The 15,491-nt window shown below is 60.9% G+C and carries 16 protein-coding genes; 9 read left to right on the top strand and 7 right to left on the bottom strand.

Translation table 11 applies throughout. The features are described 5' to 3' along the window. Positions 1–151: 151 nt before the first annotated feature. From KVG91_RS00220 to rlmF, 5 genes are all read left to right on the top strand, one after another. A complete protein-coding gene (locus KVG91_RS00220) occupies positions 152–1,642 on the top strand; it encodes a leucyl aminopeptidase (RefSeq protein ID WP_169378425.1) in 1,491 nt (496 codons plus the stop codon). 147 nt (positions 1,643–1,789) lie between these two features. Further along, the gene (locus KVG91_RS00225; RefSeq protein ID WP_169378426.1) at positions 1,790–2,218 is read left to right on the top strand and encodes a DNA polymerase III subunit chi; all 429 of its coding nucleotides are present in this window, start codon (positions 1,790–1,792) and stop codon (positions 2,216–2,218) included. Positions 2,219–2,225: 7 nt separating this feature from the next. Continuing rightward, positions 2,226–2,588: a DNA polymerase III subunit chi gene (locus tag KVG91_RS00230; protein ID WP_169378446.1), complete on the top strand. Its 363-nt coding sequence runs from the start codon at positions 2,226–2,228 to the stop codon at positions 2,586–2,588. Positions 2,589–2,798: 210 nt separating this feature from the next. Then, positions 2,799–5,645, top strand: a complete 2,847-nt coding sequence (locus KVG91_RS00235) for a valine--tRNA ligase (RefSeq protein WP_169378427.1) — start codon at positions 2,799–2,801, stop codon at positions 5,643–5,645. 237 nt (positions 5,646–5,882) lie between these two features. Continuing rightward, on the top strand, positions 5,883–6,902 hold the full coding sequence (gene rlmF, locus KVG91_RS00240; RefSeq protein WP_169378428.1) for a 23S rRNA (adenine(1618)-N(6))-methyltransferase RlmF: 1,020 nt from the start codon (positions 5,883–5,885) through the stop codon (positions 6,900–6,902). Between the two features lie 153 nt (positions 6,903–7,055). Here the strand turns inward: rlmF and KVG91_RS00245 are convergent, their stop codons facing one another. Then, entirely contained in the window at positions 7,056–7,493 is a 438-nt protein-coding gene (locus tag KVG91_RS00245) for a hypothetical protein (protein ID WP_169378429.1), read from the bottom strand. A 359-nt stretch (positions 7,494–7,852) separates the two neighbouring features. Beyond that, entirely contained in the window at positions 7,853–8,134 is a 282-nt protein-coding gene (locus KVG91_RS00250; RefSeq protein WP_003188840.1) for an HU family DNA-binding protein, read from the bottom strand. Positions 8,135–8,530: 396 nt separating this feature from the next. Between KVG91_RS00250 and yejK the strand changes: the two genes are divergently transcribed. Then, the gene (gene yejK / locus KVG91_RS00255) at positions 8,531–9,535 is read left to right on the top strand and encodes a nucleoid-associated protein YejK (RefSeq protein ID WP_076951318.1); all 1,005 of its coding nucleotides are present in this window, start codon (positions 8,531–8,533) and stop codon (positions 9,533–9,535) included. Beyond that, positions 9,535–9,885, top strand: coding sequence for a glutaredoxin family protein (locus KVG91_RS00260; protein WP_169378430.1), 351 nt, complete (start codon positions 9,535–9,537; stop codon positions 9,883–9,885). Before yejK ends, KVG91_RS00260 begins: the two co-directional genes overlap by 1 nt. On the opposite strand, the gene KVG91_RS00265 is transcribed toward KVG91_RS00260, so the two are convergent. Genes KVG91_RS00265 through KVG91_RS00285 form a run of 5 tightly spaced genes read right to left on the bottom strand, consistent with a single transcriptional unit; the run spans position 9,886 to position 13,644 of the window. Then, entirely contained in the window at positions 9,886–10,863 is a 978-nt protein-coding gene (locus KVG91_RS00265; protein ID WP_169378431.1) for a FecR family protein, read from the bottom strand. Continuing rightward, complete coding sequence (locus KVG91_RS00270) at positions 10,860–11,438, bottom strand: RNA polymerase sigma factor (protein ID WP_169378432.1); 579 nt, start codon at positions 11,436–11,438, stop codon at positions 10,860–10,862. Before KVG91_RS00270 ends, KVG91_RS00265 begins: the two co-directional genes overlap by 4 nt. Positions 11,439–11,446: 8 nt before the next feature. Continuing rightward, complete coding sequence (locus KVG91_RS00275) at positions 11,447–11,773, bottom strand: DUF3325 domain-containing protein (RefSeq protein WP_169378433.1); 327 nt, start codon at positions 11,771–11,773, stop codon at positions 11,447–11,449. Next, positions 11,774–13,348, bottom strand: coding sequence for a PepSY-associated TM helix domain-containing protein (locus tag KVG91_RS00280; RefSeq protein ID WP_169378434.1), 1,575 nt, complete (start codon positions 13,346–13,348; stop codon positions 11,774–11,776). After that, positions 13,345–13,644, bottom strand: a complete 300-nt coding sequence (locus tag KVG91_RS00285) for a DUF3649 domain-containing protein (protein ID WP_169378435.1) — start codon at positions 13,642–13,644, stop codon at positions 13,345–13,347. Before KVG91_RS00285 ends, KVG91_RS00280 begins: the two co-directional genes overlap by 4 nt. 408 nt (positions 13,645–14,052) lie before the next feature. Here KVG91_RS00285 and KVG91_RS00290 point away from each other — a divergent pair, with 408 nt between their 5' ends. Together KVG91_RS00290 and KVG91_RS00295 are read left to right on the top strand one after the other, a co-directional pair. Beyond that, positions 14,053–14,541, top strand: coding sequence for a sigma-70 family RNA polymerase sigma factor (locus tag KVG91_RS00290; RefSeq protein ID WP_169378436.1), 489 nt, complete (start codon positions 14,053–14,055; stop codon positions 14,539–14,541). Then, on the top strand, positions 14,538–15,479 hold the full coding sequence (locus KVG91_RS00295; RefSeq protein WP_169378437.1) for a FecR domain-containing protein: 942 nt from the start codon (positions 14,538–14,540) through the stop codon (positions 15,477–15,479). The genes KVG91_RS00290 and KVG91_RS00295 overlap by 4 nt, the downstream gene beginning before the upstream one ends. The last annotated feature ends 12 nt before the right edge of the window (positions 15,480–15,491 follow it).

The raw sequence follows: 15,491 nt of genomic DNA on the forward strand, positions 1-15,491 counted from the left end.
CGCACATGCATAAAGCCGCTGGCAAGGGTTGTCAGGCTCCGCCGCCGAGGTTCAAACTGCTGCCTTTGTCGCCGGCGGTTTATACAACTGCCTGGTATTAAAGCCGGAGTACAGACTCCTGGCTAACCGACCTTTATTAAGGGACCCGAAAATGGAATTGGTTGTAAAAAGCGTTAGCCCCGAAACGTTGAAAACCGCCACCCTCGTGGTCGCCATTGGCGAAGGCCGCAAGCTCGGCGTCGCCGCCAAGCAACTCGACGAACTCAGCGGCGGCGCCATCAGCGCGGTGCTCAAGCGCGGCGACCTGGCCGGCAAAGTCGGCCAGAGCCTGCTGCTGCAAAGCCTGCCCAACCTCAAGGCCGACCGCGTATTGCTGGTGGGCGTGGGCCAGGATGCCGAACTCGGCGACCGCCCGTTCCGCAAAATCATCAGCGCCATCCTTACCACGCTCAAGGGCCTGGGCGGCAGCGACGCAGCGCTGGCGCTCGATGAAATCGTGGTCAAAGGCCGTGACAGCTACGGCAAGACCCGCCTGCTGGCTGAAAGCCTGGTAGACGGCGGTTACACCTTCGACCAATTCAAGAGCCAGAAAGCCGAACCCCGCGCGCTGAAGAAAATCACCCTACTGACCATCAAGGCAGCCCAGGCTGAGGTCGAGCGCGCCGTGACCCACGCGACAGCGATCGCCAACGGCATGTCCTTCACCCGCGACCTGGGCAACCTGCCGCCGAACATCTGCCACCCGACCTTCCTGGGCGAACAGGCCAAGGCGCTGGGCAAAGAGTTCAAGGGCCTGAAGGTTGAAGTGCTGGACGAGAAGAAAATCAAGGAACTGGGCATGGGCTCGTTCTATGCCGTGGGCCAGGGCAGCGACCAGCCGCCACGCCTGATCGTGATGCAATACAACGGCGGCAAGAAGTCCGAGAAGCCCTATGCCCTGGTCGGCAAAGGCATCACCTTCGATACCGGCGGCATCAGCCTCAAGCCAGGCCTGGGCATGGACGAGATGAAGTACGACATGGGCGGCGCCGCCAGCGTGTTCGGCACCCTGCGCGCCGTGCTGGAGCTCAAGCTGCCGATCAACCTGGTGTGCATCCTGGCCTGCGCCGAGAACATGCCGAGCGGCGGCGCGACTCGTCCGGGCGACATCGTCACCACCCTGAGCGGCCAGACCGTCGAAATCCTCAACACCGACGCCGAAGGCCGCCTGGTGCTGTGCGACGCCCTGACCTACGCCGAGCGCTTCAAGCCGCAGGCGGTGATCGACATCGCGACCCTGACGGGCGCCTGCGTGGTGGCCCTGGGCGCCCACACTTCGGGCCTGCTGGGCAACAACGACGAGCTGATCGAGCAACTGCTCAGCGCCGGCAAGGCGGCCGACGACCGCGCCTGGCAACTGCCGCTGTTCGATGAGTACCAGGAGCAACTGGACAGCCCGTTCGCCGACATCGCCAACATCGGCGGCCCGAAAGCCGGCACTATCACGGCTGCCTGTTTCCTGTCGCGCTTTGCCAAGAACTTCAACTGGGCGCATCTGGACATCGCCGGCACGGCCTGGACCAGCGGCGGCAAGGACAAGGGCGCAACCGGCCGCCCGGTGCCACTGCTGACCCAATACCTGCTGGACCGCGCCAAGGCCTAACCCTGTAGGAGCGAGCTTGCTCGCGATGGTCGTTAACGATGACTCGGGAAACCAGGTTGATCGCGGCGACCTTGCGTTTTTCGCGAGCAAGCTCGCTCCTACACATTCCGGGACGGTCACCGCACCGTCCCGGTCTCAGGAACCGCAATGACCCAAGTCGACTTCTATATATTGCCCAGCGCCGACCCGCTCGCGCGCCTGGACTTCGCCTGCAAGCTCACCGAAAAAGCCTGGCGCATGGGCCACCGCATCTACCTGCATTGCAGCGATGCCGCCCAGCGCGACGAACTTGATGCCCGCCTGTGGCGCTTCAAGGGCGAAAGCTTCGTGCCCCACGGCCCTGCCGAGTCGGAACCGGAAGGCCTGGTGGTACTGGGTTTGGGCGACAGTTGCGGCGATCACCATGACCTGCTGGTCAACCTGGACCTGAAAGTACCGCCATTTGCCAAGGGCTTCGCCCGCGTGGCGGAAGTGGTGGTGGAAGATCCGGCTATTCGTCAGGCCGCGCGGGAGAGTTTCCGTTTCTACCGCGAACAGGGCTATCCTCTGCAAGATCACCGGCTACAACGACTTTGAGCACATGATGGACACTCCCAACCCGCTGAAAAAAGACGACCACCTGCTGGACGACCTCGAGTCGATCCGGCAGTTGCTGGGGGATGATGGCTTGCAGCCGCCACTTCTGACCGAGTTGGTTAATGAAGTGGTACAGATTCCCATGTTGCTGGAAATGTCCGACGGCAAGCCTGCTCCCACGCCGGCCGAACCGCCTGCCGCCGGAAAAACCCAGGACGCCCTGCTGCTGCATCTGGACGCCGAACTGCGCGCCGCCGCGAAATTGATCATGCAGGACGTGATCGACGACTTTGCCCCGCATATCGAGACCGAGATCAAACGGCGAATGGATGCGCGGATGGAGCGGTTGCTCAGCCAGTATCAGTCCTGAAGCCTGCATGGATTCCTGTGGGAGCTGGCTTGCCTGCGATGGCGGCATAACAGTCACTGAAGAGGTTGACTGACATACCGCTATCGCAGGCAAGCCAGCTCCCACAATGGTTTGCATACAGCTCGAACCCGTCTTCAACTCGCCCTCTCCCCCATCCCCCGTTATACTTGCCGGCTTTCCTGAATAAATGCCAATAGGGTCCCGCCGCGCATGGATAAGACCTACCAGCCGCACGCTATCGAAACTTCCTGGTACAACACCTGGGAATCCGAGAATTATTTCGCCCCGCAAGGCGCGGGCGATCCCTACACCATCATGATCCCGCCGCCGAACGTCACCGGCAGCCTGCACATGGGCCATGGCTTCAACAATGCGATCATGGATGCGTTGATCCGTTTCCGCCGCATGCAGGGTCGCGACACCCTGTGGCAGCCGGGCACCGACCACGCCGGTATCGCCACACAGATGCTGGTGGAGCGCCAACTCGAAGCGACCGGCCAGAACCGCCATGACCTGGGTCGCGAGAAATTCCTGGAAAAAATCTGGGAATGGAAAGACCAGTCCGGCGGCAATATCAGCCGTCAGATCCGTCGCCTGGGCTCGTCGGTCGATTGGAGCCGCGAGCGCTTCACCATGGACGACGGCCTGTCGGAAGCCGTGAAAGAAGCCTTCGTGCGCCTGCATGAAGACGGCCTGATCTACCGCGGCAAGCGCCTGGTCAACTGGGACACCAAGTTGCACACGGCGATTTCCGACCTTGAAGTGGAAAACCACGACGAGAAAGGCTTCCTGTGGAACCTCAAGTACCCGCTGGCCGACGGCGTCAAGACCGCTGAAGGCCACGACTACCTGATTGTCGCCACCACCCGCCCGGAAACCATGCTCGGCGACGCCGCCGTGGCGGTTAACCCGAACGACGAGCGCTACCAGGCGCTGATCGGCAAGTTCGTCGAGCTGCCGCTGGTTGGCCGCCACATCCCGATCATCGCAGACGACTACTGCGACCCTGCGTTCGGCACCGGCTGCGTGAAAATCACCCCGGCCCACGATTTCAACGACTACGAAGTCGGCAAGCGCCACAATCTGCCGCTGCTGAACATCTTCGACAAGAACGCCGCCGTATTGCCGGCCTGTCAGGTGTTCAACCTGGACGGCACGCTGAACGACAGCATCGACGGCAAGATCCCGGCCGAATACGCAGGCCTTGACCGTTTTGAAGCGCGCAAGCAGATCGTTGCCGCCTTCGACGCCGCCGGCTTGCTGGTCAGCGTCGACGACCACGGTTTGAAAGTGCCGAAGGGCGACCGTTCCGGCACCGTGATCGAACCGTGGCTGACCGACCAGTGGTACGTGTCCACCAAGCCTTTGGCTGAACCAGCCATTGCCGCCGTTGAAGACGGCCGCATCGCGTTCGTGCCTAAACAGTACGAAAACATGTACTTCTCCTGGATGCGTGACATCCAGGATTGGTGCATCAGCCGTCAGCTGTGGTGGGGCCACCGCATTCCGGCCTGGTACGACGAATCGGGCAAGGTGTATGTAGGCCGCGATGAAGCTGAGGTACGTGCCAAGCACAACCTGCCGGCCGACTTGGTCTTGAACCAGGACAACGATGTACTCGACACCTGGTTCAGCGCCGGGCTGTGGACCTTCTCTACCCTGGGCTGGCCGGAAAAAACCGCGTTCCTCGAAAAATTCCACCCGACCGACGTATTGGTCACCGGCTTCGACATCATTTTCTTCTGGGTTGCCCGGATGATCATGCTGACCATGCACTTGGTGAAAAACGACGACGGTACGCCGCAGGTGCCGTTCAAGACCGTCTACGTTCACGGCTTGGTGCGTGACGGGCAAGGCCAGAAGATGTCCAAGTCCAAAGGCAACGTCCTGGACCCACTGGACATCATCGACGGCATCGAACTCGAAGCGCTGGTACAAAAGCGCACCTCGGGCATGATGCAGCCGAAAATGGCGAAAAAGATCGAGAAGCAGACCCGCGACGAGTTCGCCGACGGTATCGCCAGCTACGGCACCGACGCCCTGCGCTTTACCTTCTGCTCGCTGGCGTCCACCGGCCGCGACATCAAGTTCGACATGGGCCGCGTCGAAGGCTATCGCAACTTCTGCAACAAGATCTGGAACGCCGCGCGCTACGTGCTGGACAAGGGCGAGGACTGCGGCCAGAACGGCGAGGCCTTCGAACTGAGCCTGGCCGACCGCTGGATCATCTCGCAACTGCAGCGCACCGAAGCCGAAGTGACCCGCCAGCTCGACCAGTTCCGTTTCGACCTGGCCGCACAGGCCTTGTACGAGTTCATCTGGAACCAGTATTGCGACTGGTACCTGGAACTGTCCAAGCCGGTGCTGTGGGACGAAAACGCACCGGTCGAACGCCAGCGCGGCACCCGCCGCACCCTGGTGCGCGTGCTTGAAGTGGCGCTGCGCCTGGCGCACCCGTTCATGCCGTTCATCACCGAAGAAATCTGGCAGCGCCTGGCGCCGCTGGCCGGTATCGAAGGCAAGACCATCATGCTTCAACCTTGGCCGGTGGCCAATGAAGCACGCATCGACGAGGCCGCCGAAAGCGATATCGAATGGCTCAAGACCCTGATGCTCGGCACACGCAACATCCGCGCCGAGATGAACATCGGGCCGGGCAAACCGTTGGCGGTGTTTGTGAAGAATGCCAGTACCGAAGATCAGCGCCGTCTTACTGAGAACGACGCGCTGCTCAAGAAGCTGGCGAAGCTGGAGTCGATCACCGTATTGGCTGCTGGCGCCGAGGCACCGCTGTCGGCCACCGCTCTGGTCGGCGACATGGAAGTGCTGGTGCCGATGGCCGGCCTGATCGACAAGGGCGCGGAACTGGCCCGTCTCGATAAAGAAATTGCGCGCCTGCAAGGCGAAGTGCAGCGGGTGGGCGGCAAGTTGTCCAACGCGGCATTCGTCGACAAGGCACCGGCTGAGGTGATCGACAAAGAACGCGCCAAATTGGCCGAGGCTGAACAGGCCCTGGGCAAGCTGGCGGAGCAACATGCGCGGATTTCCAGCCTGTAAGGTGTAAGCCGTGTAGAAAAAGAGACCTTCGGGTCTCTTTTTTTCGCTGGATAGTCCCGATTTCCTGCTGGCAACACGGTCAGTGTGGGAGCGGGCTTGCTCGCGAAAGCGGTGTATCAGATACACAGTCAGTGACTGACCCAACGCTTTCGCGAGCAAGCCAGCTCCCACAGTTAAGTGAGTTGGGCTCAGAATGTGTGACAATGCCCACCACTTTGAGCCAACACCAGAATCAACATGACCGCCCCCACTACGCCAAAACCTCCGCGCAAGAAGCCTAAGACCGCAGCCACGGCCAAACCCGTCGCACCGCGCAAAGAGGCCACCCTGCACCCGCGCAACCGCCACACAGGCCGTTACGACTTCCCGGCGCTGATCAAGACCACGCCGGAACTGGCGCAATTCGTGATCATCAACCCCTACGGCAAGGAAAGCATCGACTTCGCCAGCCCCGATGCGGTGCGGGTGTTCAACCGGGCGTTGCTCAAGTCGTTCTATGGCATCCAGCATTGGGACATCCCGGCCGATTACCTGTGCCCGCCGGTGCCAGGCCGTGCCGACTATGTGCACTTCCTCGCCGACCTGCTGGCCAGCACCAACGAAGGCAAGATCCCGCGCGGGTCGATCGTCAAGGTGCTGGACATCGGCATGGGCGCCAACTGCGTCTACCCGCTGATTGGCTACATGGAGTACCGCTGGAACTTCCTCGGCTCGGAGGTCGACCCCACCGCCGTGGCCGCCGCCAAGGCCATCGTGCAGTCCAACGACCTGAGCAAGGTCATCCAACTGCGCCTGCAAAGCAATCCCAAGCACATCCTGCTGGGCCTGCTTGAACCGGGTGAGCGCTTTGACCTGACCATGTGCAATCCGCCGTTCCATGCGTCCATGGAAGAAGCCACCAAGGGCAGCGAGCGCAAGTGGCGTGCGTTGGGCAAGGCTGATCCCAAGCGCAAGTTGCCGGTGCTGAACTTTGGTGGCCAATCGGCCGAGTTGTGGTGCCCAGGTGGTGAAGCGCGCTTTGTGACGCAGTTGATCGCCGAGAGCGCGAATTTTGCTCATAAGGTATTGTGGTTCAGCACCTTGGTGTCAAAAGCGTCGAACTTGCCAGCAATCGAGACCGCCTTGAAAAAAGCCGGCGTGCTGGAAAGCCAAGTGGTGGAAATGTCCCAGGGGCAGAAACAAAGCCGCTTTGTAGCCTGGACCTTTCAAACCAAGAATGAACAGCAGATCTGGCGCCAACGCTGGGTACGCGACTGATAAATCGCATGCAACAAAAAACCGTGCTCGGATTGCTCCGAAGCACGGTTTTTTACTGCGTCTTACTTATTGACAGCGTCGGTCAGTCATTTTCAGTATACCAACGCTTGGCAAAGTGATTTCTTCGTCGACGCCATCTGCTTTTTGCAGCAACTAATTAGACACAGGTGGAACATTCACCTGACCGGTCCCCGGCGTGCCAGGCGCTTCATCAGCTTTTACACCTGTAGAGACCCATACCTTCGACGTGACAACAAACACAACGCTGTGTTTGGGTGCAAGAGTCAGCGGAGAAGTCAGATTGGTATTATTGGTGCCAATCACTATATCCTTTGAACCCCGATTATAAATACCGAGTTTTTTACCCTCTCTAAGAGAGCCCCCTGCAACGCCAATATTGACTGGGCTCGCATAACCCACAGAGGCATCGGTATCACTTACATAAAACGCACTGGTACCTGCCGACTCTACAATAATGGTTCCTGCGGACTGACCGCTCTGCGTGTTCTCTACAGGACTTTCCCCAGCCGCCCATGCATTTGCCGCCAGTAAAAAAGCCCCAACCAAGCTTGCCAAACGGTACTTATTCATCTCACTAGTTCCTTCATTTAGGCTGATGATTGCTCTTCACTCAAATTAGAAACTACCACACAGAAAATTAAACTCTCTACTGTTAGAAATAACAGTTCAGTCGACCATTAAGAAATAAAAATCTCTATTATTATTCTGATTAGAGTGCTGCTTTTTAAAGCAAGTAATATCATCCTCCGCTCACCTTCTAGGAGCGAGCTTGCTCGCGAAGATCTCATAGGCACCACGTACATCCAGGATGACCGCGTTATCGTTAACGTTCTTCGCGAGCAAGCTCGCTCCTACGGTAAGACGTAAAATCGCAGGCAACAAAAAACCGTGCCCGGATTGCTCCGGAGCACGGTTTTTTTTGCTGCGTCTTACTTGTTAACAGCGTCGGTCAGGCCTTTGGCCACAACCAGCTTGATAACTTTCTTGGCAGCGATTTCGATGGCAGCGCCAGTCGAAGGGTTACGGCCAGTACGGGCAGGACGCTCGGTCACTTTCAGTTTGCCAACGCCTGGCAAAGTGATTTCGCCGCCGTTTTCCAGCTGATCAGCAACAACTTGGCTCAGTTGGTCCAGCAGAGCGCGCACGGTGGTTTTCGGTGCGTCTACTGCTTCAGCCAGGTCAGCGATCAGTTGGTCTTTAGTAATAGCCATTGTGGTGTTCCTTCCCTATCAAATTCATATGGATTGCAGAGTGCAGTGTCAGCCATCGAGCCCGACCGTCAAGGCCTGGCACCCCCGGCTATAACCACGGAGATCGGGGTTATAGATGCTTGAAACGGGGATTGGTTCGACCTGACAGATGCTGAATGCACGCTTATCGCCGAGACTTGGCGTAAGACCGCGCAAAACTAGCACAGAGACGGGGAAATATCCGCCTCTACCTACCCATTTGGTCAGCTTTATCGCTCAAAACCGTGAAAAAAAGACATATCGCCCGTCGGACTGCTGCCTAAACCGCCTTCCAAGCGTGTCTTGGCCAATGGGTGCGGTACACTGGGCGACTTTTTGGGGAGGCTCACCGCTCCCCTTCAACCAGCCGAGAAGCCTATGCCGATCCGTCATTGCATCGTCCACCTGATCGACAAAAAACCCGACGGCACACCCGCAGTTCTCCATGCCCGCGACTCCGAGCTTGCCGAGTCGGCCGCCATCGAGAACATGCTTGCCGACCTCAACGAGAGCTATAACGCCAAACAAGGCAAGGCCTGGGGTTTCTTCCATGCCGAGTCCGGCGCGCACCCGTTCAGCGGCTGGTTGAAGGAGTATTTCGACGGCGGGCAGGATTTCACCACCTTCAGCCGCACGGCCGTGGAACACCTGCAGAAGCTGATGGAAGAATCCAACCTCTCCGTCGGCGGCCACGTGCTGTTTGCCCACTATCAGCAAGGCATGACCGATTATTTGGCCATTGCCCTGCTGCACCACAGCGAAGGCGTGGCGGTGACCGACGAGCTGGACGTGACCCCGTCGCGCCACCTGGACCTGGGCCAGTTGCACCTGGCGGCGCGCATCAACGTCTCCGAGTGGCAGAACAACAAGCAGTCCAAGCAGTACATCTCATTTATCAAAGGCAAGAACGGCAAGAAAGTCTCGGAGTACTTCCGTGACTTCATCGGCTGCCAGGAAGGCGTCGACGGCCCGGGCGAGACCCGCACCCTGCTCAAGGCCTTCAGTGACTTCGTCGAGAGCGAAGACCTGCCCGATGAATCCGCCCGCGAAAAAACCAAGACCCTGGTGGACTACGCCAGCAGCCAGGCCAAGCTCGGCGAGCCCATGGGTCTGGAAGAACTGTCGGGCTTGATCGATGAAGATCGGCCCAAAGCGTTCTACGACCATATCCGCAACAAGGATTACGGCCTGTCGCCGGAGATTCCGGCGGATAAACGCACGCTCAACCAGTTCCGCCGCTTCACCGGCCGCGCCGAGGGTTTGTCCATCAGCTTTGAAGCGCACCTGCTGGGCGACAAGATCGAGTACGACGAAGCTGCCGGCACCTTGATCATCAAGGGCCTGCCAACCCAACTGACCGACCAGCTCAAGCGCCGTAACTGATGCTTGGCGGGGTTTTCAAGAAAGTCCTGCTGGTGTTGCTGGTCGTGGTGGTGATCCAGAACTGGGGCAAGATCGAGCGGGTGTTCAACCCGTCGCAGGTGGTTTCGCAGCAGATCCGCGCTTCAGCGCGGGTGACGCTGTATGCCACCGAGTGGTGCGGCTACTGCAAGCAGATCCGCCGCTTCCTCGACCAGAAGGGCATCCCCTACGAAGTGTTCGATATCGAGAAGGATGCCCAGGCGCGCAAGGCGTATGAGGCGTTGGGCGGTGGCGGGATTCCATTCGTGGCGGTCAACGGCACTTTGATCCGCGACTACAGCCCCGAGAAGATCATGGCAGCGCTGGAGTAATCAGCGCAGCACAATCATCCGGCCCAGTACGCTGTGCTGCTCGAACCCCAGCACAGCCTGCAAGGCATTGAGCACCGCCCGCGGGTCCTTGCTCGGGAAGCTGCCGCTGACGCGCCGGGCGCCCAACTCGCCGTTGAGCAACAGGATGCGACCCGGGTAGTAACGTTCAAGGTCCTTGAGCACGTCGGCCAGGGGCGCCTTGTAGTAGTTGAGCCAGCCATCGCGCCAGGCCAGGCGGGCTTCGCTGTCGACCGCGTGCAGCGGGTCGGCGACGCCGTCTGCGTAAGCCACTTGCTGTCCTGCTGCAAGAATTCGCTGCTGCCCCTGGCTGGATGGCTTCACGCCAACCCGCCCGGAGAGCACCGTTACCTGCGCGCCCGCCGGTTGCAGTCGCACCTCGAATTGCGTCCCCAACACCCGCGCTTCGCCGCTGCCAGCCTCTACGACGAAGGGCTCACCGGTGTGGGCCACGCTGAAAAAGCCGGCGCCACGACGCAGTTGGATATGCCGCTCACCCTGGCTGAAGTTGACGGCAATGGCGCTGTCGGCATCGAGGGTGACCTGGGATTGGTCGGCCAGCGTGACAGTCTTGACCTCCCCCGGCGCCGTCACGTAATCGGCGCCAAGGTCATCGAACCAACGCGACGGCTGCCAGCCGGCGCCCGTGGCGATCATCAGCATCAGGCAGGCCGCCATCGCCAGCGCGCCGGACCAACGCAGCGTCCGTGAGCGCTTCGATGTGTTCATCGCCTTGAGGTAGCCCTGCAGCGCAACCGCCTCCTCGTCCGCCAGTGTTCGCGCTGGCACTTCGCTCAGCTCCCACAGCACCTGGGCCCGCGAATAAGCCTCGACATGCGCAGGGTCCGCCCGCAGCCAGCGGCTGAAAGTGGCTTGGTCGGCGCTGCTGGGTTGGTCATGCAGCCGGCTCAGCCAGGCCAGTGCGGCGTGTTCCTGGTCGGGCGTGGGGGTGACGTTCACGGTGCGTTCCCTGGCGTGCGTGGGGTCGATGGCTCGCGAAGGCTGGCTTTGCAGGCTTCGAGGGCGCGCATCATATGTTTTTCCACCGCGCTTTGGGACAGGCCCATGGCCTTGGCGATCTCTGCGTACTTGCGGCCATGGATACGGTTGAGCAGGAAGATCTGCCGCGTGCGTTCCGGCAAGCTGCGCAGTGCGGCCTCGACGTGGCGCAGATCATTGCCGGCTTCGAGTGCCGCCTGGGGTTCGCAGCCCTGATTGTCCTGTTGTTCAGGCAGCCAGCCCTCGCTACCGCGTGCACGTGCGCCTTCGCTGCGCAGGTGGTCGATGGCGATATTACCGGCGCAACGCAACAGGTAGGTGCTGAGCTCTTCGACCTGCACCAACGGCCGGCGCCAGAAGCGCAGGAACAAATCCTGCACCAAGTCGGCCGCCGTGGCGCGGCAACCCACGCGGCGGTTCACCAGAGCTTCCATCTGCGAACGCTGGGACAGGAACACCTGCAAAAAATGCGCACGCCCACCTGCCGCCTCAGCGTGCTGGCCGTCCTGGGAGTCGGGTGGGGGGCTGATCATCATCGGTCGGTTCAGAGAGTGGCGAAGGCCGCAACCGGACTGACCAGCAGGCCGACGCCCGCCAGGATCAACGCCAGCCTTGGCCGATACGGCAGCAGCAGCACCAGCAGCAATACGCTGAGCATCAATACGGCGCACCACTGCACCAAGCCCTGGCCCCAACCGGCAACGGCGACTGCCGGCCAGATCGCCACGGTCAGCAGCAACCCTCCCAGCACACGCAAGCCCAGGCGCCGACGCGGCGACGGTTTGCTGTGCAGCAGTTCGCCATGGTGACGGTCGGTAGACAGGCACAGTGCCACGAAGCCGGCGTAACACATCAGCAATGCGAGGAGCATTCAGTTCACCCCCTGCTCGAGCGTCAACGGGCGTGCGCGTTCAGCCTTGGCTTGCGGCGCGGTGCGATGCTGCATCTTCCAGGCAGCCCAGGCGAGGAACACGCCGCTGGCCAGGCAGGTCAGGTCGAAGCCGGCCATGGCCCAGTCGCCGCTCGCCAGCGAAACACCCAAGTGATGCGAGGTGGTCAGCGCATTGAGCAGCGGGATGGCGATAAACAGCAGCGCGCCGATGCTCAATTGCTCGACCCAAGCCTGGCGGCCGCGCCGCAGCATCGCGTGCAGCAGGCTCAGGCCCCAGGCGATAAAGAAACTTTGCACTTCCCAACCAGACCGTTCGGCGAAGCTCACCGGCAACAAACGGTTGGCCCAGAAAAACGCCGCAATGGCGATCATCAGCCCGGACATGCTGGCGATATTCAGCACTTGCACCAACCGCAACTCAAATGGCATCGCCGTGGTTTTAACGTGCTTGAGCTGGCGTTTGCCGAGCCAGATCACCAGCCCGGTGCCGATCATCGCCGTGCCCGCCAGGCCGCAGATAAAGTACAACCAGCGCAACACCGGGCCGGCGAAATGGCCCATATGCAACCCGTAGAAACTGCCGCCGATCACCGCCGGCAACGACGGCTCGCCACTGACTCGCAGCAATTCGCCCGTATGGCCGTTGAAGGACACCGTAGTGCCGAAGTCGTGCACCACGCTGTCGGAACCGGCGCGGAACACATTGACCGAGGCGTTCACATCACTTGGGTTGTTCACCGCCAGCCGCCCGACGTGTCCGCCCGCCCAGTGCGCCCGCGCCTGCTCATACATCGGCACCAGCGGCTTCAACTGCCCAGGCTGCCCGAGCGCCGGCGCATTGTCGGTGGCCGGGAACACCTCGCTGAAGAAGGCGCGGGTGTCGTTGCCATAGGAGGCCAGGATCGGCGCCGGCATCACCATGCTCATGAAAATCACCAGGCTGCTGTAGGTGATCATCAGGTGAAACGGCAGCACCAGCACGCCCACCGCGTTATGCCCGTCGAGCCATGAACGCTGGCCTTTGCGCGGGCGGAAGGTGAAGAAGTCCTTGAAGATTTTCTTATGGGTGATGATCCCGCTGATCAACGCGACAAACATCATCATCGCGGCGATGGTCGACAGCCAGCGACCCCAGGGATGCGGCATTTGCAGTTGGAAGTGGAAACGGTAGAAAAATTCGCCGCCCATGCTTTCACGGGCCTCCACGGCCTGGCCGGTAACCGGGTCGAGGGTTTTGCGGACGAAGTTGCCGCGCTTGCCGGGGTCGACCTTGTCTTGCCACATCACCGACAGGCCGGGGTCGCGGCTGTCCGGCAGGGTGATAAACCAACGCGCGGCCGTGGGTGCCACCTGCTGCAAATAGGTTTGGGCGACGGTCAGGCTGCGCGCATCGTCCAGGGGATGGGCCTGCACTTCCGGCTGCATCCAGTGGCTGATTTCATCCTTGAAATAGGCCAGGGTGCCCGTCAGGAAAATCGCGAACAGCAGCCAGCCGAAGATCAACCCAGCCCAGGTGTGCAGCCAGGCCATGGCCTGACGAAAGCCCTCTTTCATGTGCGTGCCATCCAAAAACCCAGCCCCGCCAGCGTGGCAAATGCCGCGCTCGGCAGCATCACACCGAACCAGGCGCGTGCGGCGCTGCGGCAGGCGAAACACCAGAGCACGGCCAATAGATAGAACACGAATGAACTCATCATCCCGGTGATCACGGCGTCGGCGCGTGAAGTGGGCAGCCACAGCGCCAGGCAGATACTGGCCAGGGAAGCCATCAGGTAACCGCCGATGACGGCAGCCAGCACGCGCGAGGTGACGGCGAGGCGATAGGAGACAGGCAAGGTTTTGCTTTTCATGCGGGAGGCGCCAGGTTCATCAGCCCACAATATTAATGATAAATATTCTCATAAGCAAAACAGAACGGATGAATCACCTGCGCCAGGTTATGCGATGCGCAATTGCCATAGGTCTCTACACACTTTCAAAGGCTGGCGAATTCTCCTGTGGCGAACGGGCTTGTCCCGCGTTGGGCTGAAGCGGCCCCAGTAAAAGCAGAATGCGGTGTTTCAGACACTCCGCAGAGGCTGGTTTTGGGGCTGCTTCGCAGCCCAACGCGGGACAAGCCCGCTCGCCACAAGGAGATTCGTAAACCTCAGAGCGTGCGCAGATATACCCATGACAGGATTGCCGAAGCTCTTCACGCCCCCTACAATGAGAACAATTCTTGTTCTCTAAAGCATGCCGATGCCAGCGGAGCGTTCCAGTTGAGCCCGTCCAACACTGTCGAAGTTCTGTACAACGACCATCACCACTGGCTCACCGGCTGGTTGCGACGCAAGCTTGGCTGCCCGCAGAGTGCAGCCGACCTGGCGCAGGACACCTTCCTGCGCGTGCTCACCGCACGGGAAACGCCAACGCTGATCGAGCCCCGCGCGTTTCTCACCACCGTTGCCAAGCGCGTGCTGTTCAATTTTTATCGTCGCCAGGACCTGGAGCGCGCCTACCTAGATGCCTTGGCGCAAATGCCCGAACACGTGGCGCCATCGGAAGAAGAACGCGCAATCATCCTGCAAACCCTGTTCGAACTGGATCAACTGCTCGACGGCCTGCCGGTCCAGGTCAAGCGTGCCTTCCTGTTGGCTCAACTCGATGGCCTGACCTACGCGCAGATTGGCGCTGAATTGGGCATTTCCATCGCCACCGTCAAACGCCACCTGAACAAAGCGGCCATGCGCTGCTATTTCGCGCTATGAATTTTTCTACTCAAGTCGCCGAACAAGCCGTGCACTGGCTGATGGAAATGCAGCAAGGCGCCCTCAACCCGCGCCAGCAGGCGGCCTGGCAGCATTGGTTGAACGCCCACAGCGACCACCAGCGCGCCTGGGACCACATGCAGCGCGTCAACCAGCGCCTGCGCGGCATGCCCTCCCCGCTCGCCCACGCGGCACTGAACGCGCCGACGTCCACCAGCCGGCGCCAGGCCCTGAAACTGCTGTTGATCCTGGGTGCCGGCTCGGCCGCCGCCTGGAGCCTGCGCCAGCAACAGCTATTGCCACCACTGAGCGCCGATTACCGCAGCCCGGTCGGCCAGCGACGCAAGGTGCAACTGGCCGACGGCAGCCAGTTGCAGCTCAACACCGGCAGTGCGGTGGACGTGCATTTCGACGGCCAGCAGCGCCTGGTCCGCCTGCTTGAAGGTGAGATCCTGTTGACCGGCGCCGCCGGCAACGCACCGCTGCAGGTGCTGACCGGCCAGGGCCTGCTCACCAGCCAGGCGGCGCGCTTGAACGTGCGGCAGTTCAGCGATCACACGCAACTGGCGGTGTTAGGTGGGCGCGTCGACGTGATGCCCAACACCTACAGCGGCCTGCCGCTGACCGTTCAGGCCTCGCACCAGGTCAACGTCACCCGCAGAGGCTGGGACACCCCGCGCCCCACCGACACCAACAGCGGCGCCTGGGCCGACGGCATGCTGGTTGCGGCCCACATGCGCCTGGAAGATTTCCTCGGCGAACTCGGGCGTTATCGCCGTGGTCAGCTCAACTGCGACCCACAGGTGGCCGACCTGCTGATCTCCGGCAGCTACCCGCTGGACGACAGCGAGCGCATTCTCGAGCTGCTGGAAGTGAGCTTGCCGGTCAAGGTACGACGCTTTACCCGCTACTGGGTGACGGTCCAGGCACGCGCCTGAATTATTTTCAAA

Origin of the sequence: Pseudomonas azadiae, from assembly GCF_019145355.1 — a bacterium.
Lineage (GTDB): Bacteria > Pseudomonadota > Gammaproteobacteria > Pseudomonadales > Pseudomonadaceae > Aquipseudomonas > Aquipseudomonas azadiae.